20 protein-coding genes are annotated in these 22,965 nt (G+C 70.0%); 10 read left to right on the top strand and 10 right to left on the bottom strand.

Annotation, left to right across the window (positions count from 1 at the left end; translation table 11 throughout):
* Positions 1 to 99 precede the first annotated feature (99 nt).
* The 6 genes from DQ384_RS14285 (at position 100) to DQ384_RS14260 (ending at position 8,164) form a co-directional block, all read left to right on the top strand.
* Positions 100 to 1,110: a cupin domain-containing protein gene (locus DQ384_RS14285; RefSeq protein WP_114029282.1), complete on the top strand. Its 1,011-nt coding sequence runs from the start codon at positions 100 to 102 to the stop codon at positions 1,108 to 1,110.
* Positions 1,111 to 1,216: 106 nt separating this feature from the next.
* On the top strand, positions 1,217 to 2,284 hold the full coding sequence (locus tag DQ384_RS14280) for a cupin domain-containing protein (protein ID WP_114029281.1): 1,068 nt from the start codon (positions 1,217 to 1,219) through the stop codon (positions 2,282 to 2,284).
* A gap of 3 nt (positions 2,285 to 2,287) precedes the next feature.
* A complete protein-coding gene (locus tag DQ384_RS14275) occupies positions 2,288 to 3,157 on the top strand; it encodes an AAA family ATPase (protein ID WP_220182945.1) in 870 nt (289 codons plus the stop codon).
* A complete protein-coding gene (locus tag DQ384_RS14270) occupies positions 3,154 to 4,929 on the top strand; it encodes a thiamine pyrophosphate-binding protein (protein ID WP_114029280.1) in 1,776 nt (591 codons plus the stop codon). Before DQ384_RS14275 ends, DQ384_RS14270 begins: the two co-directional genes overlap by 4 nt.
* 38 nt (positions 4,930 to 4,967) lie before the next feature.
* Entirely contained in the window at positions 4,968 to 6,407 is a 1,440-nt protein-coding gene (locus tag DQ384_RS14265) for an aldehyde dehydrogenase family protein (protein ID WP_181871209.1), read from the top strand.
* Positions 6,404 to 8,164 carry a thiamine pyrophosphate-binding protein gene (locus DQ384_RS14260; RefSeq protein ID WP_147268774.1) on the top strand — a complete coding sequence of 587 codons (1,761 nt, stop codon included), beginning with the start codon at positions 6,404 to 6,406 and terminating at the stop codon, positions 8,162 to 8,164. Before DQ384_RS14265 ends, DQ384_RS14260 begins: the two co-directional genes overlap by 4 nt.
* A 39-nt stretch (positions 8,165 to 8,203) precedes the next feature.
* On the opposite strand, the gene DQ384_RS14255 is transcribed toward DQ384_RS14260, so the two are convergent.
* The 6 genes from DQ384_RS14255 to DQ384_RS14230 all read right to left on the bottom strand — a co-directional run bounded on the left by DQ384_RS14255 (position 8,204) and on the right by DQ384_RS14230 (position 15,234).
* Positions 8,204 to 9,424 (bottom strand): MFS transporter, encoded by a 1,221-nt coding sequence (locus DQ384_RS14255; protein ID WP_114029277.1) that lies wholly within the window; start codon positions 9,422 to 9,424, stop codon positions 8,204 to 8,206.
* Complete coding sequence (locus tag DQ384_RS14250; protein ID WP_114029276.1) at positions 9,417 to 10,562, bottom strand: ABC transporter ATP-binding protein; 1,146 nt, start codon at positions 10,560 to 10,562, stop codon at positions 9,417 to 9,419. Before DQ384_RS14250 ends, DQ384_RS14255 begins: the two co-directional genes overlap by 8 nt.
* Before the next feature lie 29 nt (positions 10,563 to 10,591).
* Positions 10,592 to 12,322, bottom strand: coding sequence for an ABC transporter permease (locus DQ384_RS14245; protein WP_114029275.1), 1,731 nt, complete (start codon positions 12,320 to 12,322; stop codon positions 10,592 to 10,594).
* 106 nt (positions 12,323 to 12,428) lie between these two features.
* Positions 12,429 to 13,553 carry an ABC transporter substrate-binding protein gene (locus tag DQ384_RS14240; protein WP_114029274.1) on the bottom strand — a complete coding sequence of 375 codons (1,125 nt, stop codon included), beginning with the start codon at positions 13,551 to 13,553 and terminating at the stop codon, positions 12,429 to 12,431.
* Between the two features lie 75 nt (positions 13,554 to 13,628).
* Positions 13,629 to 14,252, bottom strand: a complete 624-nt coding sequence (locus tag DQ384_RS14235; protein ID WP_114029273.1) for a cupin domain-containing protein — start codon at positions 14,250 to 14,252, stop codon at positions 13,629 to 13,631.
* Positions 14,253 to 14,349: 97 nt separating this feature from the next.
* Entirely contained in the window at positions 14,350 to 15,234 is an 885-nt protein-coding gene (locus tag DQ384_RS14230) for an NAD(P)-dependent oxidoreductase (RefSeq protein WP_114029272.1), read from the bottom strand.
* A 16-nt stretch (positions 15,235 to 15,250) separates the two neighbouring features.
* On the opposite strand from DQ384_RS14230, the gene DQ384_RS14225 reads away from it, so the two are divergent.
* Positions 15,251 to 16,507: an MFS transporter gene (locus DQ384_RS14225; protein ID WP_181871207.1), complete on the top strand. Its 1,257-nt coding sequence runs from the start codon at positions 15,251 to 15,253 to the stop codon at positions 16,505 to 16,507.
* Here DQ384_RS14225 and DQ384_RS14220 read toward each other — a convergent pair.
* Complete coding sequence (locus DQ384_RS14220; RefSeq protein ID WP_220182944.1) at positions 16,504 to 16,779, bottom strand: class II aldolase/adducin family protein; 276 nt, start codon at positions 16,777 to 16,779, stop codon at positions 16,504 to 16,506. The two genes, DQ384_RS14225 and DQ384_RS14220, sit on opposite strands and share 4 nt — an antisense overlap.
* 188 nt (positions 16,780 to 16,967) lie before the next feature.
* Here DQ384_RS14220 and DQ384_RS14215 point away from each other — a divergent pair, with 188 nt between their 5' ends.
* A complete protein-coding gene (locus tag DQ384_RS14215) occupies positions 16,968 to 17,657 on the top strand; it encodes a FadR/GntR family transcriptional regulator (RefSeq protein WP_220182943.1) in 690 nt (229 codons plus the stop codon).
* 320 nt (positions 17,658 to 17,977) lie between these two features.
* Here the strand turns inward: DQ384_RS14215 and DQ384_RS14210 are convergent, their stop codons facing one another.
* Both DQ384_RS14210 and DQ384_RS44150 read right to left on the bottom strand, forming a co-directional pair.
* Positions 17,978 to 18,718, bottom strand: a complete 741-nt coding sequence (locus tag DQ384_RS14210; protein ID WP_220182942.1) for a hypothetical protein — start codon at positions 18,716 to 18,718, stop codon at positions 17,978 to 17,980.
* A gap of 214 nt (positions 18,719 to 18,932) precedes the next feature.
* Positions 18,933 to 19,145: a hypothetical protein gene (locus tag DQ384_RS44150; RefSeq protein WP_220182941.1), complete on the bottom strand. Its 213-nt coding sequence runs from the start codon at positions 19,143 to 19,145 to the stop codon at positions 18,933 to 18,935.
* 362 nt (positions 19,146 to 19,507) lie between these two features.
* On the opposite strand from DQ384_RS44150, the gene DQ384_RS14200 reads away from it, so the two are divergent.
* Together DQ384_RS14200 and DQ384_RS41240 are read left to right on the top strand one after the other, a co-directional pair.
* Entirely contained in the window at positions 19,508 to 20,965 is a 1,458-nt protein-coding gene (locus tag DQ384_RS14200) for an FAD-binding protein (protein ID WP_114029268.1), read from the top strand.
* Positions 20,962 to 21,114: a hypothetical protein gene (locus tag DQ384_RS41240; protein ID WP_181871206.1), complete on the top strand. Its 153-nt coding sequence runs from the start codon at positions 20,962 to 20,964 to the stop codon at positions 21,112 to 21,114. Before DQ384_RS14200 ends, DQ384_RS41240 begins: the two co-directional genes overlap by 4 nt.
* Before the next feature lie 69 nt (positions 21,115 to 21,183).
* On the opposite strand, the gene DQ384_RS14190 is transcribed toward DQ384_RS41240, so the two are convergent.
* The gene (locus DQ384_RS14190) at positions 21,184 to 22,812 is read right to left on the bottom strand and encodes an isovaleryl-CoA dehydrogenase (RefSeq protein ID WP_114029267.1); all 1,629 of its coding nucleotides are present in this window, start codon (positions 22,810 to 22,812) and stop codon (positions 21,184 to 21,186) included.
* Positions 22,813 to 22,965 lie beyond the last annotated feature (153 nt).

Raw genomic sequence — 22,965 nt, 5'->3', positions numbered from 1 at the left:
TACGGCCGACCTTGCCACGTCTGGTAGAACGGTTATACCATTCGCCCAGTCCGATCGAGCTGCGATACGAGCGCGGTCGATGAGGAATGGGAGAGGGCATTGGGAAAGAGTGGACGTGTTTTCGTACGCGGCCTGACGTCGCAGACCTACGGCCTCGGCGAGTTCCGCAGCCGCCAGCTCGCCGTGGACCGGGTCCGCGACGACAGCGTCGTCGTGGACGACGCGAAGGTGGGGCACTCCGGTGACAGCGAGAAGAGCCGCACCTGGTGGCGCATCGGCCCAGGCGACGAGGAGTTCCTCACCCAGACGATCCAGGTCCACTTCGTCGAGCTGCCGCCCGAGTCGTCCAATCACGGCCACGGCCACCAGAACGAGGCCGCCTTCTACATCCTCGAGGGGCGCGGCTATGAGATCCACGACGACCAGCGCTATGACTGGGCGAAGGACGACCTCGTCTACGTACACACCGACTCGGTGCACCGGCACTTCAACCCCTATCCGGAGCGGGCCGTCGCGCTGGTGGTGAAGGCGAAGTGCACCTGGATGTTCATGGGCTTGATCCAGCAGGGACGCTCCGGGCCGATCGACCGCCCGGAGGAGTTCGGCCCGCGCGAGGACTGGTCGCGGATCTGGACGCCGGGCGTGCTGGACCGCAAGAAGGTCATCTCACCCGCCGACACGGTCTGGGAGGACACCACGCTGGGCCGGGTTCGCGTCATGGCCTCGCCGGACCGCACCGACGGGCGCATCTTCAGCACCGACGCCTTCGAGCTGGACATCCCGGCCGGTGGCCACAGCGGCAAGTACTGGAAGATGGCCGACGAGGTGTACTACGTCCTGGACGGCTCCGGCTACGCCCTGCAGTGGGAGGTCGAGGCCGAGATCGCGGAGAAGTACTACGCCCGCATCGCGCTGGAGCCCAAGCGGTACGAGATCACGCGCGGCGACACCCTGTACGTCCCGCAGAACCACGTCTGCCAGCTGTTCGCCGCCGACGGCACCCCGTTGCGCCTGTTCAACGCGCAGAACCGCGTCTTCAAGCACCTCGGCTACGACACTGTGCACTACTTCGAGCCGGCCTCCGACCGGCCGGGGGGCACTTCGGCCTGACCACACTGGGGTACGACGACTGGTTGCGCGCGGACGCCACGGTGGATTCGCTGACGGCCGTCGCCGGGCGGCCGACCGTTTTGGTAAGTCCATTGGAGGTACTTTCGTGACCACGCGGACGACGACCGGCGTCAGCCACTACGAGGTACAGAAGACCCGCCGGGCGAAGTTCATTGAGGACTGGCGGAGCAACCGCCGGGACGTGGTGTCCCTCGCCGACGTCACCCTGCACGACAGTTCACGCGGCAGCCGCATCGGCGTCTACGTCGGGGCTGACGGCGACCGTCCCACCCGGACCATGGACGCCCTCGCCCACGAGTTCGCGCCCGGCACCGTCACCACCGTCCACCGGCACTCGTGGGACGCCATGGTCCTGGTCGTCGCCGGCCACGGATGGACGGAGATCGACGGGCAGCGCATCGAATGGGGGCCCGGCGACTCGCTGCACCTCCCCGCCTGGGCCTGGCACCGCACCGGCAACGACGGATCCGCGAACGCGCGCTACCTCACCTTCTCCAGCGAACCGCTGCTCGCCACCATGGGCATGTCACTCGTGGAAGACGCCGGGCACACCCCGTACCGGGACCTGCCGCCACGGCCCGAGTTCACCGCGAACCTCGACGGTGATGACCCGTACGCGCGACGGGTCCGCAGGCTCGGCCGCGAGCAGTCCACCCGCCGTGCCGGACGGCTGCACACCAGCTGGGACGATCTCGAACTCGTCAACACCCCGCGCGGCACGCGTACCACCTTCCTACTCGACCGTGCCATCGGCTACCAGGCGTCGGGCATCACCATGGCGATGTTCGAAATCGCCCCGCACCGTGGACAGTCCATGCACCGCCACCCCGGCGAGGCGTGGCTGTACGTACTGGAGGGGCAGGGCCACACCTACCTGGGCACCGAGCCGGAAGGCGGCACGGTGCACCCGTGGCGCAAGGGTGACCTCATCGTCGTCGACCACTTCCTGTGGCACCAGCACTTCAACGACGACCCGGAACGCACCGCGAAGGTGGTGCGGATCCACATGTTCGACAGCCTGCTCGAAACGATGCGGGCGCTGTGCGACCCGATCGTGCTCTTCGAGGAGCCGCCGACGCACATCCGCGATCGGCAGGCCGGCGATCCCGGCACCGTGGACTGGCCCGCGCCGCAGCGCCCGACCTGGCCCTGACCCGTGGCCGACCTCCGCTTGCCGCCGGGAATCAGCGGCATCCACGCCCTGCCCGCCGACCACCACGACGGGCCCTGGGACTCGATGATCGTCCCACCGGGGACGAAGGAGCGCCTGCTCGGCACCGCCGTCCTCGTGCTGCGCCACGGGCGGGCGCTCCGGTCGCTCTCCGGGCCGCCGCACGGCCTGGTGGTCCTCTCCGGGCCACCGGGCACCGGCAAGACGACCCTGTGCCAGGGCCTGGCCCAGGCGGCGGCCGTCGCGGTCGCCGCCCGTGGCGCCACCACGTTCGTGGAGATCGACCCGCATTCGCTCCCCAGCGAAATGCTCGGCGAGAGCCAGCGCGCCGTCCGGCGGCTCTTCACCGAGACCCTGCCCGAACTCGCCGCCCGCCGCCCGCACACCGTGGTGCTCGTCGACGAGGTGGAAGCCCTCGCCGTACGCCGGAGCGCCGCGTCCTTCGAGACCAACCCGGTCGACGTGCACCGCGCCACCGACGCCGTCCTGGCCGGTCTCGATCTGCTCCGCGACGCGTGCCCCCACCTGCTGCTGCTCGCCACCACCAACCTCACCGGGGCCGTCGACGAGGCGTTCCTGTCCCGCGCCGACCTGGTACTGGAGCTCGACCTGCCCGACACCGACGTCCTCGCCCGCATCGTCGCCTCGTCGCTGGCCGAACTCGCCACCCTTTGGCCGGGGTTGCGGCCGCTGGCCGAGGACACGCCACTGCACGCCAAGCTCGCCACCGCCTGCGCCGGATACGACGGCCGCCGGATGCGCAAGACCGTGCTCGCCGCCGTGGCGCGGCGGCCCGACCTGGCCGCCGATCCCGAACGCCTCACCGCCGACGACATCCTGGCGGTGGCGGTATGAACCCCGACGTGGAGCGGCCGGAGGGCCTGCCGCCGACGCGGGGGCTACCGGGCTGGGGCAGTGACATCGTCGTCGACCTGCTGCACGCGCTCGACGTGCCGTACCTGCCGATGAACCCCGGCTCGTCCTTCCGGGGTCTGCACGACTCGGTCGTCAACCACGGCGGCAACCGGAACCCGCAGCTGCTGCTCTGCCTGCACGAGGAGATCGCGGTCTCGCTCGCCCACGGCTGGTCCAAGGCCACCGGACGGCTCGGCGTGGCCGCCGTGCACGACCTCGTCGGATTGATGCATGCCTCGATGGCCGTCTACAACGCCTGGTGCGACCGCACACCGCTGCTGCTGCTCGGCGGCAGTGGCCCGGCCGACCCGGCGCTGCGCCGCGCCGTCGACTGGATCCACTCCGCCACCACCCAGGCGGAGCTGGTCCGCCACTTCGTGGTCTGGGACGCCGAACCTGCCACGGCCGGGGCGTTCGCCGCCGACCTGCTGCGGGCCCGGCAGCGGGCGCTGTCGGCACCGCGCGGTCCGGCGTACGTCTCGCTGGACGCCGGTGGCCAGGAGGAACGCCTGGACGTGGTTCCACCCCTGCCCGGCCCCCGCGCGTACCTTCCCGCACCGGCCTTCGGACCGGATCCGGCCATCCTGGAAGAGGCGGCGAACGCCCTCGCCGCCGCCGAGCGCCCCGTCGTGATCGCCGGGCGGGTCGCGCTCGACCCGGCCGCGACCCCGCTGCTGGCCGCGCTGGTGGAGCTGCTCGGCGCGGCCTACCACGACGACCGCAACGTGACCGCGCTCCCGACCGCCCACCCGCAGAACTGCACGGGTGACCGGGGCGTCATCGACGAGGCCGACGTCGTCCTGGCCGTCGACGTCGTCGACCCGGCCACGATGTTGAACCCGCGTCCGCGTGGTCCGCGCCACGGCGGACCCGAACACTCGGCGGACGCCCGGGTGGTCATCGACCTGTCCCACGGTGACCTCGGCCTGCGTTCCTGGAGCAACACCGGCGCCGCGCCGTACCCGCGTGACATCGCGCTGCTCAGCGATCCGCTGCTCGGTCTGCGGATGTTGCTCGACGCGCTCGCCGACCGGGTGAAACCGGCCGCCGCAGCGGCCCGCCGTGAGGCCGTGCGCGAGCGCGCGGCCCGGCTGCGACGCCGGCAACGCGAGGCCGTCGAGGCCCGCTGGGGGGACCGGCGCATCTCTCCGGCCCGGCTCGTCGGCGAGGTGTGGCAGGCGGTCCGCGACGTCGACCACCTGCTCTGCCTGCGCAACACCCGGACCTGGCCGGAAGGGCTCTGGCAGCTACCGGGCGCGGGCTCCTACCTCGGCCACTCCGGGGGCGGCGGCGTCGGCTACGGGCCCGGAGCACTGATCGGCGGAGCGCTCGCCGCCCGCGACCGGGGCCAGCTCGCCGTCGGCATCATCGGCGACGGCGACCTGCTGATGGCCGCCGGTGCGCTGTGGACCGCCACCCACTACCGGATACCGGCCCTCATCGTGGTCAACGACAACAGCTCCTTCTACAACGACGAGCCGCACCAGGCGGAGGTGGCGAAGGAGCGGGGCCGCCCGGCTGAGAACAGCTGGATCGGCATGCGCATCGCGGACCCGGCCGTCGACATCGCCGCGCTGGCCCGCTCGTACGGCTGCTGGGCCGTTGGCCCCGTCGAGGATCCGGACGATTTGGGTCCAGCGCTGCGGAACGCGCTCGCGGCGGTCCGCGAGGGCGCGACTGCGGTGGTCCACGCCCGGGTGGCCCCCCGATGAGCCCGGCCGAGCCCGGCCTCGCGTCGGGAGGTTCCGCGATGAACGATGTGCCGCACCGCCTGATGTACGTCGGCGGCGCCTGGGTGGATGCCAGAGATCGGATCGAGGCCGTAGACCCGACCAGCGAAGAACTCATCGCGACCGTTCCCGCCGCCAGTGCGGCGGACGTCGAGGCCGCCGTGGACGCTGCCCGCGAGGCGGCCCCCGGCTGGCGCGACCTCGGCTGGGCCCGCCGTGGCGTCATGCTGCGGGAGCTGGCCCGGCGTATCGAGGACGAGGCGGAACAACTGGCCCGCGTCGACGTCCGCGACGCCGGTCTGCCGCTGGCCGGTATGCGCGCCGACGTGACCAGCGCGGCCGCCGAGATCGGCTACTACGCGGGCCTGGCGCCCGAAGCCCGGGGCAGTACAGCCCCGCCCGCACCCGACACGCTGTCGTACACGGTGCGTGAGCCGTACGGGGTGGTGGCCCGGATCGTGCCGTTCAATCATCCGTTCAAGTTCGCCGCGGGAAAGGTCGCCGCGCCGCTCGCATCCGGCAACACCGTCGTGCTCAAGCCGGGCGAGCAGTCGTCGCTGTCCGCGCTCGAACTGGCCAGGATCGCCGCCGAGGTACTTCCCCCCGGCGTGCTCAACGTGATCACCGGTACCGGAACGGCGGCTGGCGCCGCGCTGGTCGCCCACCCCGACGTGCACCGGATCGCCTTCACCGGCTCCGTCTCCTCCGGCCGTGCGGTGCTCCGAGGCGCGGCGGAGGGGATCAAGCATGTCACCCTCGAACTCGGCGGCAAGAACCCGCTCATCGTCTTCCCCGACGTGGACGTTGACCGGGCCGCCACGGCCGCCATCGCCGGAATGAACATCGCCCGGTGCGCCGGGCAGTCGTGCGGCTCCACCTCCCGCCTGTACGTGCACGCCGACATCGCCGGGCGGTTCCAGGACGCGCTCGTCGAACGACTGGCCCGCCTGCGCATCGGCGACCCGATGGGGGAGGACACCCAGGTCGGGCCGCTCGCCTTCCGGGCCCACTACGAACGGGTCCTGGGATACCTCGACACAGCCAGACGGGAGGGCGTCACCGTAGCGTACGGCGGCGGACGCCCGGTCGGTCGGTCGCGTGGCTTCTTCGTCGAGCCGACCCTGTTCACCGACCTCGACGACACGATGACCGTCGTCCGGGAGGAGATCTTCGGGCCGGTCATGTCCCTGCTCACCTGGCGCGACGTCGACGACGTGGTGCGCCGGGCGAACGACACCCCGCTCGGCCTGACCGCCAACGTCTGGACCCGGGACGTGTCGGCGGCGCACCGCACCGCCGCCGCGCTGGAAGCGGGCTACGTCTACGTCAACGGCACCGGCAGGCGCCCGACCGGTACACCCTTCGGCGGCTGGAAGAGCAGCGGCCTTGGCAAAGAGAACAGTCTGGAGGAGCTGGTGTCCTACACCCGCGAGAAGACCGTGACGGTGACCCTGTGGTGAACTACGCGCCCTACTCCGAGCCGGTCTGGGGCTCGGACGTGATGGTGGACGTGCTGCGTGGGCTCGGCCTCAAGTACGTCGCGCTGAACCCCGGCTCGTCGTTCCGCGGCCTGCACGACTCGCTCGTCAACTACGGCGGCGACGAGATCACCATGATCGAGTGCCCGCACGAGAAGATCGCGATGGGCGTGGCACACGGTTACGCGAAGGTGACCGGCGAGCCGATGGCGGTCATCCTGCACGACCTCGTCGGGCTGCTGCACGGCACCATGGGCGTCTACTACGCCTACATCGACCGCACGCCGGTCCTGGTCCTGGGCGGCTCGGGCCCCGCCGACCACGTCCGCCGCCGCCCCAACATCGACTGGATCCACTCCGCCAACGTGCAGGGCGAAGCGGTACGCGCCTACACCAAGTGGGACCACGAGCCACGCTCGCTCGCCTCGGTCCCGGCCATCCTGGCCCGCGCCCACCGGATCGCCCGCGAGCAACCGGCCGGTCCGGTCTACATCGCACTCGACGCCGGTCTCCAGGAGGACCGGGTGAGTAACCAGGTGCCCCTCCACGACCTGGACCGCCTCGCCGCGCTGCCCTCGGCGCTGGGCCCCGAGCCGACGGCACTGCGCGACCTCGCGGAGCGGTTGTGCGCCGCCGACCGCCCGGTGATGGTCCTCGGCCATCCGGGCAGGCACCCGGAATCCTTCGACACCCTCGTCCGCCTGGCCGAGGAGGTGGGGATCGGCGCGGTCGAGACCCACTGGCGGCTGAACTTCCCCAATCGGCACGAGCTCAACGTGACCGGTTCGGCGACGCTGGAGCGCGCTGACTCCGTGCTGTTCGTCGACGTGAAGGACATGGGCAAGGCGACCCAGCGGCTGGAGTCCGCCACCCGGCGCATCACCTCCCGCCTCGCCGCTGGCACCACCATCCTCGACCTGGGCTTCAACGACGTGGGCATCTCCTCGTGGAGCGAGGACTACGCCGAGCTGGTCCCGACCGACCTGCAAGTCACCGCCGACACCTCGGTGGTGCTGCCGCTGCTGCTGGAAGAGTGCCGCAACATCCTCGCGCAAGAGCCGCCGTCGCGGCAGGCGCAGCGGGAACGGTGGCGCGAGGAACTGCGCGACCTGCACCGGGACACCTGGGAAGGCTGGCGAAGGGACGCGGACAAGCGGGCCGGGGACACACCGGTGTCCACCGCCCGGCTCGCCGCCGAGGTCTGGGACGTGGTACGGGAGCACGACTGGGTGCTCACCGCCGGAACCGCCGCCGAATGGGCCCTGCGTACCTGGGACTTCGACCGCCCGCACCGGCACCCCGGCCGGCAGCTCGGGACGGCGACCCAGATCGGCATCTCGCTGGGCGTGGCCCTCGCCCACAAGGGTACCGGCCGCCTGGTGGTCGACCTGCAGCCCGACGGCGACCTGATGTTCGACGTGGGCGCGCTCTGGGTGGCCAGCAGGTACGAGCTGCCGCTACTGGTCGTGATGTTCAACAACCGCGCGTACTACAACGACTGGGAGCACCAGGAGCGGCTGGCCCGCCAGCGCGGCACCCCCCTGGACCGGGCCGCCATCGGCATGGCCATCGACACCCCGGCCCCCGACTTCGCCGCCATCGCCCGCGGATTCGGCTGGTGGGCGGAGGGGCCGGTGACCGACCCGGACGCGGTTCAGGCCGCGGTACGCCGGGCCGCCGACCACGTGGCGGCCACCGGGTGTCCGGCGCTCGTCGACGTGGTCTGCCAGCCCAAGTAGTGGTGTCAGCGGCTTCGGTCCAAGTGGATCGAAGCCGCTTTACTCGTCGGCGACGACGCCGGTGTAGGAGCGCACCACGGTTTCGCGCGTCCAGAACGCCGCGGCGACCAGGATCGGGCCGATGGCTCCGAGGGTGAGCGCGGCGACCGGGCCGACCAGCCCGGCGAACGCGCCGACGGCGACGTCGCCGATGGCCGGGCCGCCCCGGGAGGACATCTGGTAGAAGGCGGTCACCCGGCCGCGCAGCTCGTCGGGCGTGTCGATCTGCACGGCAGCGTGCCGGATGGTGGTGGCCATCGCGTCGCACGCGCCCACCAGCCCGGCCGCCACGACCGCCGTCAGGTACAGCGGCGCGTGCGCCAGCAACAGCGCCGAGACTCCGTACAGCGCCGTGGCGGCGAGTAGGACCTCACCCTGCCGGTTGCTGCGCTGGACGGTCCGGAATATGGAGTACGTGGCGAGCAGGGCACCGGCCGAGGGCGCGGCCGACAACACGCCGTACCCGGCGGAGCCGACGTGCAGGACGTCGAGGGCGAGGGCGGGGAGCAGCACCCGGTAGGCGCCGAACACGGTGGCGGACAGGTCCAGCGCCATGAGCTTGTAGATCAGCGGGCGGTGCCGGATGTACCGCGCGCCCTCCGCGATGGAACCCAGCACTGAGCGTCGCTCTCCGCCAGGCGTCAGCGGCGCGATTCTGAGGACGCCCAGCACCACGACGAGCAGGCCGTAGGTGACCGCGTCCACGGCGTACATCAGCCCGGGACCGGCGAAGGTGATCAGCACCCCGGCCAGCAGCGGCCCGACCAGGACCGCCAGCTCCCGCGACGGATTGAGCAGCGCGACCGCCTGGCCGATCTGGGCCCGGGGGACCAGGGCCGGGATGAGCGCCTGCCGGGCCGGCTGGTCGAACGTAGCCGCGGCGGTGGTGAGCACCACGGAGGCTACGACCTGCCAGGCCAGCACCTGCCCGGTCAGGGTCAGCCAGGCCAGGGCGGCGGCCACCACCAGCGCCACCCCCTGGGCCGCCTGCAACAGCCTGCGCCGGTCCAGCCGGTCGGCGAGCGCCCCGCCCAACGGGCTGAGCACCAGCAGCGCGACCGCCTGCGCCGCCCCGACCAGCCCGGTGTACGCGATGGAGCCGGTCAACTGGTACACGTGGTAGAGGTTCGCGGCGACGGTGCCGCGCGTGCCGATCTGGGAGGCGACGACCCCCGCCCAGTAGAGGGTGAAGTCGCGGTTGCGCAGGACCCGCTCAGTCAACCGGCACCAGCGACAGCTTGTCCGGGTCGAGCTGCACGAAGACGTCGGTGCCCGGACGGATGGACACCGACGGGTTCCCGCGCGCCCGAATCTCGAACTCGCCGACCCGCACCACGTGGTCGACGGCCTCGCCGAGGAAGGCGCGGGTCACCACGGTGCCCTTCCACTCGTTGGGGATCTCCCCGGTGCGCGAGACGGCGCTGACGTCGACCGCCTCCGGCCGGATGGAGACGATGACGTCGGTGCCGACGGCCAGGTCCGCGGTCGAGTTCAGCGCCAGCGAACCGTCCGCGGTGGCCACGGAGTAGCGTTCGCCGTCCCGGGCCTCGACCTTCGCCGGGATGAAGTTGGAGGTGCCGATGAACTCGGCGACGAACCTGCTGTTCGGCTTCTGGTAGATCTCCCGCGGCTTGCCCAGCTGGATGATGTTGCCGTCCCGCATCACCGCGACCGAGCTGCTCAGCACCAGCGCCTCGGTTTGGTCGTGGGTCACGTAGACCGAGGTGATCCCGAGCTCGCGCTGCAGCCGCTTGAGTTCGTAGCGCAGCGACTCCCGCAGTTTGGCGTCCAGGTTGGACAGGGGCTCGTCGAGCAGCAGCAGCGGCGGCTCGATGACCAGGGCGCGTGCGAGGGCGAGGCGCTGCTGCTGGCCGCCGGAGAGCTTGGTCGCCTGCCGCCCGGCGAGCGCGTCGAGCTCCATCGTGGCGAGCACCCGGCCGACACGTTCGGCGATCTCCCGTTTGCCGGGCCGCTGCCCGCGCTTGCGTACCTGCAGCGGGAAGGCGACGTTGTCGAAGACCGACATGTGCGGCCAGATCGCGTACGACTGGAAGACCATGCCGAGCCCGCGTTCGTTCGCGGAAACGCTGAGCACCCGCTGGCCCTCCAGGGACCGGAACAGCGCCTGGCCGCCGACCTCGATGATCCCGGAATCGGGCCGTTCCAGCCCGGCGATCGACCGCAGCGTGGTCGTCTTGCCGCAGCCGGACGGCCCGAGCAGCGTGAACATGTCACCCTCGTGCACGGTGAAGCTGACATCGTTGACGGCGAAGACGCGGTCTGTCGCGCCGGTGGCCGCCGCGCGTCGCCGGCGGCGTTCGCCGTCGAACGATTTGACGAGATTCTCGACGCGAAGCATCGTGTCCTCCTGATCGTGGCCCGCCGGGCCTAGTTCTCCCGCAACCCGACTTTGGCGCCGAGCTTGTATGCCACCGTGACGAGCACGACCAGCGTCAGGACCATCACCACGCCGAGCGCGGCGAGCACGGTGAACTGGCCGTTTTCGAATTGTTCGAAGATGAGGATGGACAGGACCTCGTTGCCGGGGCTGTAGAGCAGGATCGAGCTGGACAGCTCGCGGAAGGAGACCACGAGGATGTAGATCCAACCGGCCAGCAAGCCCGGTGCGAGCAGCGGGAGCAGGACCCGCCGGAAGGTCTGCCACCAGCTGGCACCGCTGACCTGCGCCGACTCTTCGAGTTCGGTGGCGATCTGCTGCATCGAGGTGACCGAGTAGCGCATGCCGTAGGGCATGTACCGGGTGACGTACGCGATGAGCAGGATGAAGATGGTGCCGTAGATCGGAATCGGGCTGCGCAGGTACACGAAGGAAAGCGCGAGGCCGAGCACGAGGCCGGGGATCACCAAGGGGACGAACGCGAACTGGTCGATCAGCTGGCGCCCGGGGATGCGGGACCGCACTGTGATCCAGGCGGCGATCGCCATCACGGCCATCACCAGCGTCGCGGTCGCGATCCCGAGGAACAGTGAGTTCCTCAGCGCGGTGGCCGCCTGCGACATGTTCAGCAGCTGGGCGTAGTTGTCCAGCGACATCGTCCGCAGCGCCGCCATCGACGGCGCCTGGTAGAACTTGAGCAGCGAGGTGTACAGGAGCACGACCAGCGGCGCCACGACGGTGAGCAGGAAGTAGAAGACGATCGCCGCGCCCATGACCGGGCGCCACTTGCCGAGTTCCATCGGGCGCGGGCGGAAGCCCTTCCCTGTCACGGTCTGGAAGCTCTTGCCGGCCCGTCCGACCAGGTTGGAGATGGCGACGCCGACCACGGCCAGCACCAGCAGGCCGAGCGCCAGGGCGCCGGCGGCGGCGAGGTCCGGTGGGTAGCTGCGGAGCACGAAGTAGATACGGCTGGTGAAGACGTAGATGCCGTTCTGCAGTCCGAGCAGCGCCGGCACCTCGAAGCTTTCCAGGCTCCGTACCGTCATGACCAGCACGGCCGCGACGATGGCCGGGCGGGTCAGCGGCACGGTGATCTTCCGGAACACCTGCATGCGCGTCGCGCCGCACATCAGCGCCGACTCCTCCAGCGACGGGTCCATGGAGCGGAACGCGGCGACCATCAGCAGGAAGACGATGGGGGACAGGTGCAGCCCCTCGACCCAGATCATGCCCCAGATGGTGAAGATGTCGACGGCGGCGGTGCCGAAGATCGGTTCGAGGACCTTGTTGATGAGGCCGATGTCCGGGCTCGCGAGGAAGATCCACGCGATGGTGTACAGGATCCCCGGAATGATCAGCGGGATGATCGACGCGGCGAAGAACAGCGCCTTGAACGGCACGTCGGTCCGGACGTTGAGGTAGGCCAGGCTGGTGCCGACCACGAGGGAGAGCACCGCGGAGCCGACCGCGAACCAGAGCGAGTTGCCGATCAGGCTGCCGATCCGGGGATCGCCGTACGCGGTGGCGAACCCGCCGAGGGTGAAGCCCTGCGCGTCGAAGAAGGTGCCCCAGAGGAGGTAGTAGAGGGGAACGAGGGCGAGGTAGCCGATGGCGCCCGCGACCGCGATGATGATGATCAGTTTCGGGGTCGGCCACCACCTGCGTCGCGGGTTGAGCGGCGCCGACCGGTTGGCGGTCACGGCGGGCGATGCGGTCGACATACCTCATCTCTCCTTGGGACGTGTTCGAGCGGTATCGGGGGGAGGGGGCGGCGGGTGCCGGTGTCCGTACCGGCACCCGCCTGGATTTATCCGGACACCGCCGTCGTCACTGGACTTCCTGGCCGGCGCTGACGACCTGAGCGTAGAGGTCGTCCCACTTCTTCGGGTCCGCGAGCAGCTCCTGCTCGGGTACGGGGACCACGGTGAGCCCGGCGAACGGGTCCGTGGCACCGGGGATCGAGCCCACCCGGAAGGCCTCGGCGAGGATCTTCTGGCCCTCGGTGAGTTCCCAGTCGGTGAACAGCATCGCCGCCGCCGGGTTGGGCGCGGTCTTCATGAGCCCCACGCCGTTGGGCCGGACGATGATCGGCTGGATCGGGCCGCCGGACGCCGGATGCCAGCTGACGGGGGCACCCTTGTCGGCGGCCTTGTCGATGGTGTGGCTGTAGGAGGACACCGTGATCGCGAACTGCCCGGCCGAAAGCAGCTCACCCTGCGTGGTGTGTCCCTTGGCGATCTTCGAGTTGGCGGCGATGCGGGTGAACAGGTCGCGCACCTCGGCCTCGGACTTGCCCTGTCCCAGGTAGTAGCTGTACAGCCCGGCGAACCAGTCCACGTCCCCGACCTCCATGGAGATCTGGCCCTTCCACTTCGGATCGGCCAGGTCCTCGATGGACTTGGGCTCCTCGCCCGGCTTGACCTTGGAGGTGTTCCAGCCGACGACGAAGGCGTTGAACCGCGACGCCGTCCAGCCCTCGGCCTTGCCCTCCTTGCGGACCGCCTCGCGCAGCTCGCCTTGGTACGGGTAGAGGAAGCCTTCCTTGTTCATGATGTTGAGTTCGCCGGCGTTGGTGTCGATGAAGTCGTTGCCGAAGTAGTTCGCCTGCTGCTCCTGCAGGATGCGCTGGAGCACCGACTCCGAGTTCCCCCGGTAGACGCTGACGTCGATCTTGTAGGTCTTCTCGAACCCGTCGACCAGGTCGTCCATGTCGGTGTTCGAGGTGTAGATGGAGAGTTTGCCCTCCTTCTCGGCGAGCTCGACCAGCGTCTTGTGGCGCTCATCGCCGCTGAGACCGTTGATCCGGTCGTAGACCGCCTGCGCCTTGGCGGTGGCGGCCCCCTTCGCGTCGGTGTCCGCGCCACCGGTCGCGGTCGGTGACGCACCGCAGGCGGTGAGTACGAGCGCTGTCGCCATCGCGGCGAACGCGGGAATGATAGAGGGGTGTCGCATATGCAGCTCCTGCAGTGCTCACCGGGCCGGTGTGCGCTGGCCGGGTGATGGGTCATTCCCCCGAGGGACGGTGAGTCAGCTGATATCGGGGTCGGTGACCGGCTCGGCGACCGAGTCGGCGCGACCGTGGTGCCCGCCGTGCACGGTCCCGTTGTCGATCGCGGCGCGCAGGAGCTCGAAACCCTGCTCCTTGGTCAGCTGGACCGAGTGGCGCTCGATGTTGTGCAGCCGCATGGTGCGCAGCAAACCGGTGTCCTGGATCGCGAGGTACCGCGCGGTGTCGCTCTCGTCGAGGTTGAAGTGCTGGTGCCAGGCCCAGCGCGGCGGGGCGAAGAGGGTTCCCTCCGACCACTCGACCACCTCGACCGGGTCATCGTCGTAGTTCATCAGCGAGTAGCCGCTGCCTTTGACGATGTAGAGGTACGCCTCGGTGGTGTGGCGGTGACGCACCGACTGGCTGCCGGGTTTGAGCTCGGCGAGATGTGCGTTGAGAACCTCGTAGTCACCCAGGTCGAACCACTGGCCCCGGTTGTTGCGCCATGGCCGTTCCGGCAGATCCATCTTGCGAAGGTCGTGCGGGACGACGAGACCCTTGATCGGGGGGTGTCGTTTGTTGAACTCGTCCCGCGCCGCGATCTCGGAGGCGTCGCGGTTCTTCTTCTCGCTCGACAGGACGCCTTTCAGGTATTCATCACGCACTGTTCCTCCTCAACGCCGTATGCGGACGAGTAGACTCCTGCGGGGGCTAAAGGTCTAACCTATGGTCCACACTGTTACGTGAATGTTACGCGTGTTGTCACTGGTAGAGCGGCCCATTACCCAGCAGTCGCGCGACATCGCCCACGCCGATTCGGGTCATCACCTGCCGCGCCGTCTCGGCGACCGGAATCTCGAAGCCGACCTCGGCGGCGAGCGTAGCCGTGTTGGCGAGATCCTTGGCGTGCCAGGTCAGGCGCATCTGCTCCAGTTCCCGCAGGGTCCGCGAGTCGGTCGGCCCGTCCATCAGCGCCCGGCGCAACACGCCGACGTCGACCCCGGCGCGGCGCGCCAGCTCCAGCGCCTCGGTGACCGCGCAGATCTGCGCCCAGTGCACCAGGTTGTTCGCGGTCTTGCCGACCTGCCCGGCGCCAAGCGGCCCCAGGTGGTGAACCGCGGCGGTCCACGGGGCGAGCAGCGGGCGCACCCGCTCCAGGGCGGCCAGGTTGCCGCCGACGAGCAGGTTGATCTCGCCCGCCTCCGCGCCACGCACGCCACCGGTGAGCGCCGCGTCGAGCACGTCCACACCCGCGGGCGCTTCCGCCGCGACCTGGCGGCAGGTCTCGGGCCGTACCGACGAGCAGAGCAGGACGACCGCGCGCGGGCCGACGCCGGCCAGTACGCCCGCCGGTCCGAGGCAGACCTCGATGACATCCGCGTCGGTCGGCACGAAGACGGCCACGGCGTCGGCGCCGCTCGCGGCCTCGGCATCGCTCGCGGCCGGATGGGCGCCGTGCTCCGTCGCGGCCCTGACCGCCGCCGGGTCGAGATCGCGCACCACCACCCGTACGCCGGCGGCGAGCAGGTGCCGCGCGACGGGCAGCCCCATGGCCCCGAGGCCGACCACCGCAACCGTTGCTCCCATGATTTCTCCTCCTGATCGTGGCCGTTTCTGTGTGGTAAAAATGTAATACCATTTGCCCAATCTGGGAGGTTGCGCGTTGCGTCGATTGAGCGCCGGGCTCGCCGTACGCGCGCGTGCCGCCGGTCAACGCGTGTTCCGGTCCCTCGCCATCCGCAACTACCGCCTCTACTTCGCCGGGCACGCGATCAGCGTCGCGGGCACCTGGATGCAGCGCGTCGCGCAGGACTGGCTCGTGCTCGACCTCTCCGACTCGGCGGTGGCCCTGGGCATCTCGACGTCCCTGCAGTTCCTGCCGACGCTCTTCTTCGGGTTGTGGGGTGGCGTGCTCGTCGACCGGTTCGACCGGCGCCGCATAATCATGCTGACCCAGACGGTGAGCGCCCTGCTCGCCGCCGCCCTCGCCGTGGTCGTGCTGACCGGAAGCGTGCAGCTCTGGATGGTGTACGCCCTCGCGCTCGGCCTGGGGCTGGTCACCGTGCTCGACACCCCGGCCCGGCACACGTTCGTCACCGACCTGGTCGGCCCGGAGGACTACATCAACGCCCAGTCGTTGAACTCCACCGTGCACAACGTCGGCCGCCTCGTCGGCCCGGCGATCGCCGGTCTGCTCATCGCCGCCGTCGACGTCGGCCTGGCCTTCGCGGTCAACGCGCTGTCCTTCGTCGCGGTGCTGGTCGGGCTGGCCCGAATGGACACCACGGCACTACGCCGGATCCCGCCTGCGGCCAGGGCCCGGGGCCAGGCCAGGGAAGGGCTCCGGTACGTCTGGCACCGTCCCGAGTTGCGCGCCTGCCTGTTCCTGGTGGCGGTGGTCGCCCTGCTCGGCCAGAACTTCCGCGTGGTCTTCCCCCTACTCGCCCGCGACACCTTCGGCGGCGGCGCCGAGGTGTACGGCTGGCTCACCTCCGCGCTCGGAGTGGGCGCGGTGATCGGCGCGCTGGGCAGCGCCGCCCGGCAGTCCGTGATGGCCTGGTCCCTGCTGCGCTGGTCGTGGGTGTTCGCGGGGGTGTGCGCGGTCGCCGCGTTCACGCCGTGGCTGGCCGCCGCGCTGGCAGTGATCGTCGGCCTCGGGGTCGCGAACATCGTGTTCAACACGCTCGCCCGTACCCTGCTGCAGATCGGCGTGGAGCCCGCGATGCAGGGGCGCGTCATCGCGCTGCACAGCCTCATCTCGCTGGGCAGCACGCCGATCGGCGGCCCGATCACCGGGCTGGTGTGCCAGCGGTGGGGCCCGGGCGCGGGACTGCTGCTCGCCGCCGTCTCGGTCGGCGCCGCGGCGGCGGCCGTGACACCGGTGTTGCGCCGGGCCCGGATCGCCGTCCGTTCGGCCTAACCCTCGATTTCCCGCAGGCCGAGGCCCGCGAGCCGCAACCGGGCGAGTTGGTGACGCCAGATCTGCAGGTCGTTGAAGGCGGTGCCCAGATCGGGCAACTCCGCCACGTCGTCGGATGAAACCTCGCGTGGGCCGCGACAGCGGACGAGTATCGCGTCGGCGGTGGTCCGGACGCTCACGTGGCCGAGGATGTCCGGGGCGAGCCCGGCGTTGGCCAGGATCCGGCAGGCGAGCGCCACGGTTCGGCGTAGCCGCCCGAGTCCCGCCGGCATCACCGACCCCGATCGTTTCCCGGCCCCTACCTGGGCGAATAGTCTATTGGTATGACCACGCTCCCATCGCACCGTACAATATCAACGCCAGTGCGTAACGGCGCTCGATGCGAGAGGACCATCTGATGGCCGGCGATGAGGAATCCCGATCCGCATCCGCGGACCCAGGGCCCGACCTGTTCAGTCCGGTGAGCCTCTCGCGGGTCTCCCAGGTCATCGTCGACCAGATCCGCCTGCTCATCCGCCAGGGCAAGCTCAAGCCCGGCGACCGTCTGCCCAGCGAACGTGAGCTCTGCGGGCGGTTCGAGGTGAGCCGGGTCACCGTGCGCGAGGCGCTGCGGGTGCTGGAGGCCGGTGGCCTGGTCGACATCCGGGTGGGGGCGCACGGCGGAGCGTTCGTGACCACGCCGACCAACGCCCGTCTCGGCGAGGGCCTGGCCGACCTGCTCAACCTCAGCCCGCTCACCGCGGCCGAGGTGACCGAGGCGCGCATGGTCTTCGAACTCGGCATCGTGCCGCTCGTGGTCGAGCGCGCCACCAAGGAGGACATCGCCGCGCTGAAGGGGATCTGCGCCCGGCAGCGGGCGGCCCTGAAGGACGAGCCGTACTCGATGACGCTGTCCGCCGAGTTCCACGTCCGGGTCGCCGCCTGCACCCACAACGCCGCCATCGAGATGCTGGTGCAGAGCTTCCACGGCCCGCTGCTGAAGTCGCTACAGGAGGCGCAGATGCTGGCTCCGCTCATGGGCCGCCGCGGCAACACCGAACACGAGGCCTTCGTGGACGCGATCGAGGCGGGCGACGGCGAGGCCGCCAGCAAGATCATGCGCGAACATCTCCAGCGGACGGCCGACCGGGTCGCCAAGAGCATGTCATGACCTAGTGTCCTGCGCCTGAAATTCGTCGGCAATATCGTGCGAGGGATTCGAGGATCTCGTCTGCGGTCTTCTTCCAGACGAACGGGCGTGGGTTGTCGTTCCTTGTGTGGCCGCGGTTCGGTGGTCGTGTCGGTGAGGGAGTCCTTGGTCTGGCGGACGGCGGTGTAGAGGCGGCGGTCGGTGCCCTTGGCGAGGTCGACCTCGTGGAAGAAGGCGTCCAGATTGTCCGGTTCCTTTATGATTGTTCTGAGGAGATCTAGGGCCTGTTGCGAAAGTCTCAAGCGGCGCCATAGTTGCGCGGGAGCCTTTCGCGATGTCCCCTATTGCGGTCGCATCAGGTCGAGGTCCTTGCCCCATGCGTCCAGCACCGCGCTGTGCCCGGCGCGCCGGGCCGCTGTCTCGACATGGGCGAAGAGGTGCCGTTGTAGGGGCACGTCGCCCGTTCCTGAGATGCGGTCCGCAGCATTCAGCAGCATGCCGGTGTCCCAGCCTGGCAGCGGGTATCGGGCGAGTTCCCATTTAAGGTACTTGTTGTAGGGACGGGGGCGACGGTCGAGGGCGAAGAGCAACTCCAGCAGAAACCGGATGCTGTCGGCGGCGTCGAGGCGGGCGGCGAGCGGATGTCCGTCACGGTCGTTCTTGACGGAGCGGTAGAGGGAATTGGCATAGGCGTCGAGCCATTCACCGGAGTCCCGGAATGCTTCATCGGCGTCGAGCCGTGCCTTGGTGGCCAGGATCTGGGCGATGCCTCCGTCGAGCCGGTCGAGCACGATCTTGGCGCGGGCGAGGGCGTAGCGCTCGAAGCCGGGCATTCCTGCCGCGCGGAACTCGGCGAGGGAGACGATGACGAGGTCGAGTTCGGGAATGCGGTGGCCGGTGAACCGGGTGAGGTCCGTTGTCGCGTTGTCGGTGAGGACGACGTACAGGTCGTGGTCGGAGTGCTCGGTGGTCATGTCGTCGTGGGCACGGGAGCCCTTGAGGACGAGGCCGACGACGGCGGGGTCGGCGGTGGCGAGTTCGACGAACGCGTGGTAGGTGAGGGGCTGCTGCGTGGGCATCATGTGATCTCCGGTGGGATGGTGACGGGTACGCCTGCTGGGGCGGCCCTACCTGCCGGGGTCGCCCGCACCGTCCGCGGCGGCACTTGGCCGCCGCTCGGGAGATCAACGCACGTGTGAACTCTATGGCCCAGGCCGTCCGAGGGGTACCGAATTCGGGGCGGCCTCAAGCACAACCAGTTTCGCAAGGCAGTGTTAAGCCCCGCGAAAGCCCTGGTCACAGCCACTCATTAATGATCGCGATCTGAACGGTGGCCTCGTAGCGCACGGCGAGCTTGTCGTATCTCGTGGCAACGGCGCGATTACGCTTGAGTCGATTGATGCCGCATTCGACCGCGTGACGCTTGCGGTAGTCGGTTTTGTCGAACTTCGGTGGCCGGCCGCCGCGGGAGCCGAGCTTGCGGCGGTTGCGGGCGCGGTCCGCAGGCACCGGGATCGTCGCCTTGATCCCGCGTCTGCGCAGGTAGGCGCGGTTCTAACGGGAGTCGTACGCCTTGTCAGCTCGCACTCGGTCCGGTCGCCTGCGTGGCCGCCCCAGGCTGAGCCGGGGCACCCGAATCGCCTCCAGGACCCGCTCGAACGCCAGCGCGACCTGCAGAACGAGCTCACCGCTGAAGGGATCGCCGCGGCCGAGGCCGAAGGCCGCTACTGCGGCCGCCCGCCCGCACTCGACGGCGCCCGCCGCGCCGTAGTAACCCTTTTGTGGCTGTCATCCGTATTCGTGCGGGTAGCGTCGCCGGGTGCCGTCGGCGATTATCGACGCGACGTGACCGCCCTGCGAAAGGATCGGGTATGACGTGGCATTCGTGGAGACGGGCGTTCCTCACGGCGGGGGCGGCCGTGGTCGGCTTCGACCCGTCCACGCGCACGTGGGTCACCGGCGCCGCCCAGTCTCAGGGGATGGTCGACCTGCCGCCGCTGAAGGGCAAGGTGGTGACCGATCCCGCCTCGCGCGGCCAGGCGGCCGACGACTTCGGGCACCTGGTCCATCGGACCCCCGGGGCCGTGCTGGAGCCCGGCGCCGTGTCGGACATCATGCTGATGATGAAGTACTGCCGGACGCACAGCCTGCAGGTGGCCGCGCGCGGCCAGGGACACGCCACCTTCGGTCAGGGCCAGGTCGCGGGCGGTCTGATCATCGACATGACCCCGCTCAACGCGGTTGAGGTGCGGGAGGACACGGCCGTCGTGGAGGCGGGCGCGCTCTGGAGCAGCTTGGCGCAGGCGACCCTGGCCCACGGCCTGACCCCTCCGGTCTTCACCGACTACCTGGAGCTCTCGGTCGGCGGCACGCTCGCGGTGGGCGGTCTCGGTGGCCAGACCCACCACCACGGAGCCCAGGTGGACAGCGTCGTAGAGCTGGAGGTCGTCACGGGGGAGGCCAGCCTGAGGAGGTGTTCCGCACAGCTGCGCCCCGACCTCTTCCGCGCGGCGCTGGCCGGAAGAGGACAGTGCGGCATCATCACCAAGGCCACCATGCGCCTGCTGCCCGCCCCCGCGACGGTCCGCCACTACCTGCTCTCCTACCCGAGCGTCGCCGCGCTGACCGCCGACCAGCGGCGCGTGGTCAACGACGGCCGCTTCGCCTACGTGGAGGGAGAGCTCGGGCTGCCGACCGGCTCCGCCGGCTGGAGCTACCAGCTTGAAGCGGTCGCCTTCTTCAACGGCACGACCCCGCCCGACGACGCCAGGCTTCTCGACGGTCTGGGCGACCAGCCCGGCGACCGGCAGATCCAGGACATGTCCTACTTCGACTTCCTCAACCGGCTCGCCGCGGGCGTCGCCTATCTGAAGTCCACAGGCGAGTGGTACCGCCCGCACCCCTGGTGGAACATGCTCCTGCCCGCGAGCCGCACCGACGCCTTCGTGGAGGCCGCCATCAAGGACCTGGCCGAGACCGAGGTCGGCGCCAGCGGCGTGGTCCTGCTCTATCCCTTCCCCCGCGCCCGCCTGCACCTGCCCTTGCTGCGCCTGCCCGACGAGGAGACGGTCTTCCTCTTCACACTGCTCAGAACCGCCTCACCCGGAGCCGAGAGCCCGCAGGACATGGTGGAGGCCAACCGTTCCCTCTACCTGCGCGCCCAAGCCGTCGGGGGTTACCAGTACCCGGTCGGCTCCATACCCACCACGCCTGAGGAGTGGCGCACCCACTACGGCCCCGCATGGGCCGCCTTCGAGGCGGCCCATGAACGCTACGACCCCGACGGAATCCTCACTCCGGGCCAGGGCGTCTTCCCTCCGGGACCGTGAAGTTTCGCAGCCGGATCACCCGTTCCGAGTTTCGCCGCCAGGCGAAGGGCGCGGTGTTGCAGGACCTTCGCGTTGCCAACGCTGGTTCCGAGTGCCGCCTCTGCCTGCCGGAGCGTACAGCCCTGCAGGAAGCGCAGTTCGCTGAGTGACATCGCCAACTCTCCCCTCACGGAGGGGACCCCCGCGCGACGTCTCGTTCAGGCTGATTTCGATCCTGACTAGTTGATCTTCACGTCTGCCCTGTCGATGATCGCGGTGAGGTCCAGGCCGGAAGGGAGGGTGCCGAAAGCGTGGCCCCAATCGGTACTCAGCCGGGAGGCGCAGAAGGCGTCGGCGACGGCCGGGGGACTGTGTCTTACCAGCAGCGACCCCTGGAACACGAGGGCCAGGCGTTCAACCACCCGGCGAGCTCGGTACTCGAGGTCGCTCGTGTCGGTGACGGACTCCTTGATCTTGAGGATGGCGCTGTCGAGGTGGCGGTCGGCACCCGCGGCCAGATCCACCTCGTCGAAGAACGCGTCGAGGCTCGCGGGCTCCTTTACGATGGATCTGAGTAGATCTAGTGCCGCTACGTTGCCGGAGCCCTCCCAGATGCCGTTGAGCGGGGAGTCGCGGAACAGGCGTGGCATCTGGGACTCCTCGACGTAGCCGTTGCCGCCGAGGCACTCCAGCGACTCGGCCGCGTGGGCGGGCGCCCGCTTGCACACCCAGTACTTCGACGCCGCCAGCGCCGTGCGCCGCAGCGCGCCCTCGCCCCGCACGCCCCGGATCGCCCGGTCGGTCACCCCGGCCAGGCGCATCATGGCCGCCGTGGCGGCCTCCGACTCGATGGCCAGGTCGGCGAGCACGTTGCGCATCAGCGGCTGCTCGGACAGCGGCGCGCCGAACGCCGAGCGGTGGGTGGCGTGGTGGACGGCCTGCGTCACGCCATACCGCATGCCGGCCGCCGAGCCGATCACGCAGTCCAGCCGGGTCATGTTGACCATCTCCATGATGGTCCGCACCCCGCGCCCCTCCTCCCCGACCAGGTAGGCGGCGGCGCCGTCGTACTCGACCTCGGCCGAGGCGTTGGACCGGTTGCCGAGCTTCTCCTTCAGCCGCATCAGGCGCATCGCGTTGCGTGACCCGTCCGGGAGCACGCGGGGCAGCAGGAAGCACGACAGCCCGCCCGGGGCCTGCGCGAGCACGAGGAACACGTCGCACATCGGCGCCGAGTTGAACCACTTGTGCCCGGTGAGCGCGTAGCTCCCGTCGCCGAGCGGCTCGGCCGTGGTGGTGTTGGCGCGCACGTCCGAGCCGCCCTGCTTCTCGGTCATCGCCATCCCGGCCAGCACGCCGCGCTTGGCCGCCGGCGGGCGCAGGCCGAAGTCGTAGGTGCGCGAGACCAGCAGCGGCTCCCAGACGGCCGCCAGCGCCGGCGTGTGGCGCAGCGCCGCCACGCTCGCGTAGGTCATCGAGATGGGGCAGCCGTGCCCGGCCTCGACCTGCGACCACACATAGAACTTGGCCGCGCGGGCGACGTGTGCGCCCGGCCGCGCGGACGACCACGGCGTCGCGTGCAGGCCGTGCTCGACCGCCACCCCCATCAGCTCGTGCCAGGCCGGATGGAACTCGACCTCGTCGATCCGGTTGCCGTACCGGTCGTGCGTGCGCAGCACCGGGGGATTGTCGTTGGCCAGACGTCCCCACTCCTGGGCCCGCGCCGAGCCGGCGAGCGTGCCCAGGGTGCGCAGTTCCCCGAGCGCCCAGTCGGCGTCCTCGCGCTTCACGCCGTCCAGCAGGGCGGGGTCGGCGGACACGTCGTGGCCGGTGAGCGGGGGTGCCTGGTTGAAGACATCGTGCGACAAGGGAACCTCCGGGCGGATCGCTGCGCGATTCTGTGTGCGGGAGCGCGCCGTTTCATGCGTGCTCAGGCATCCATCTCAACATTTCTTCACAAGAATGGGATGCTTCGGGTGGCGGGATGGTGGCCGGCGGACGCCGGCGGCGGGCCGACGTGG

The sequence above is a fragment of the Sphaerisporangium album genome, assembly GCF_003323745.1.
Classification (GTDB): Bacteria; Actinomycetota; Actinomycetes; order Streptosporangiales; family Streptosporangiaceae; genus Sphaerisporangium; species Sphaerisporangium album.
This window is presented reverse-complemented; position numbering and strand designations above follow the sequence as displayed.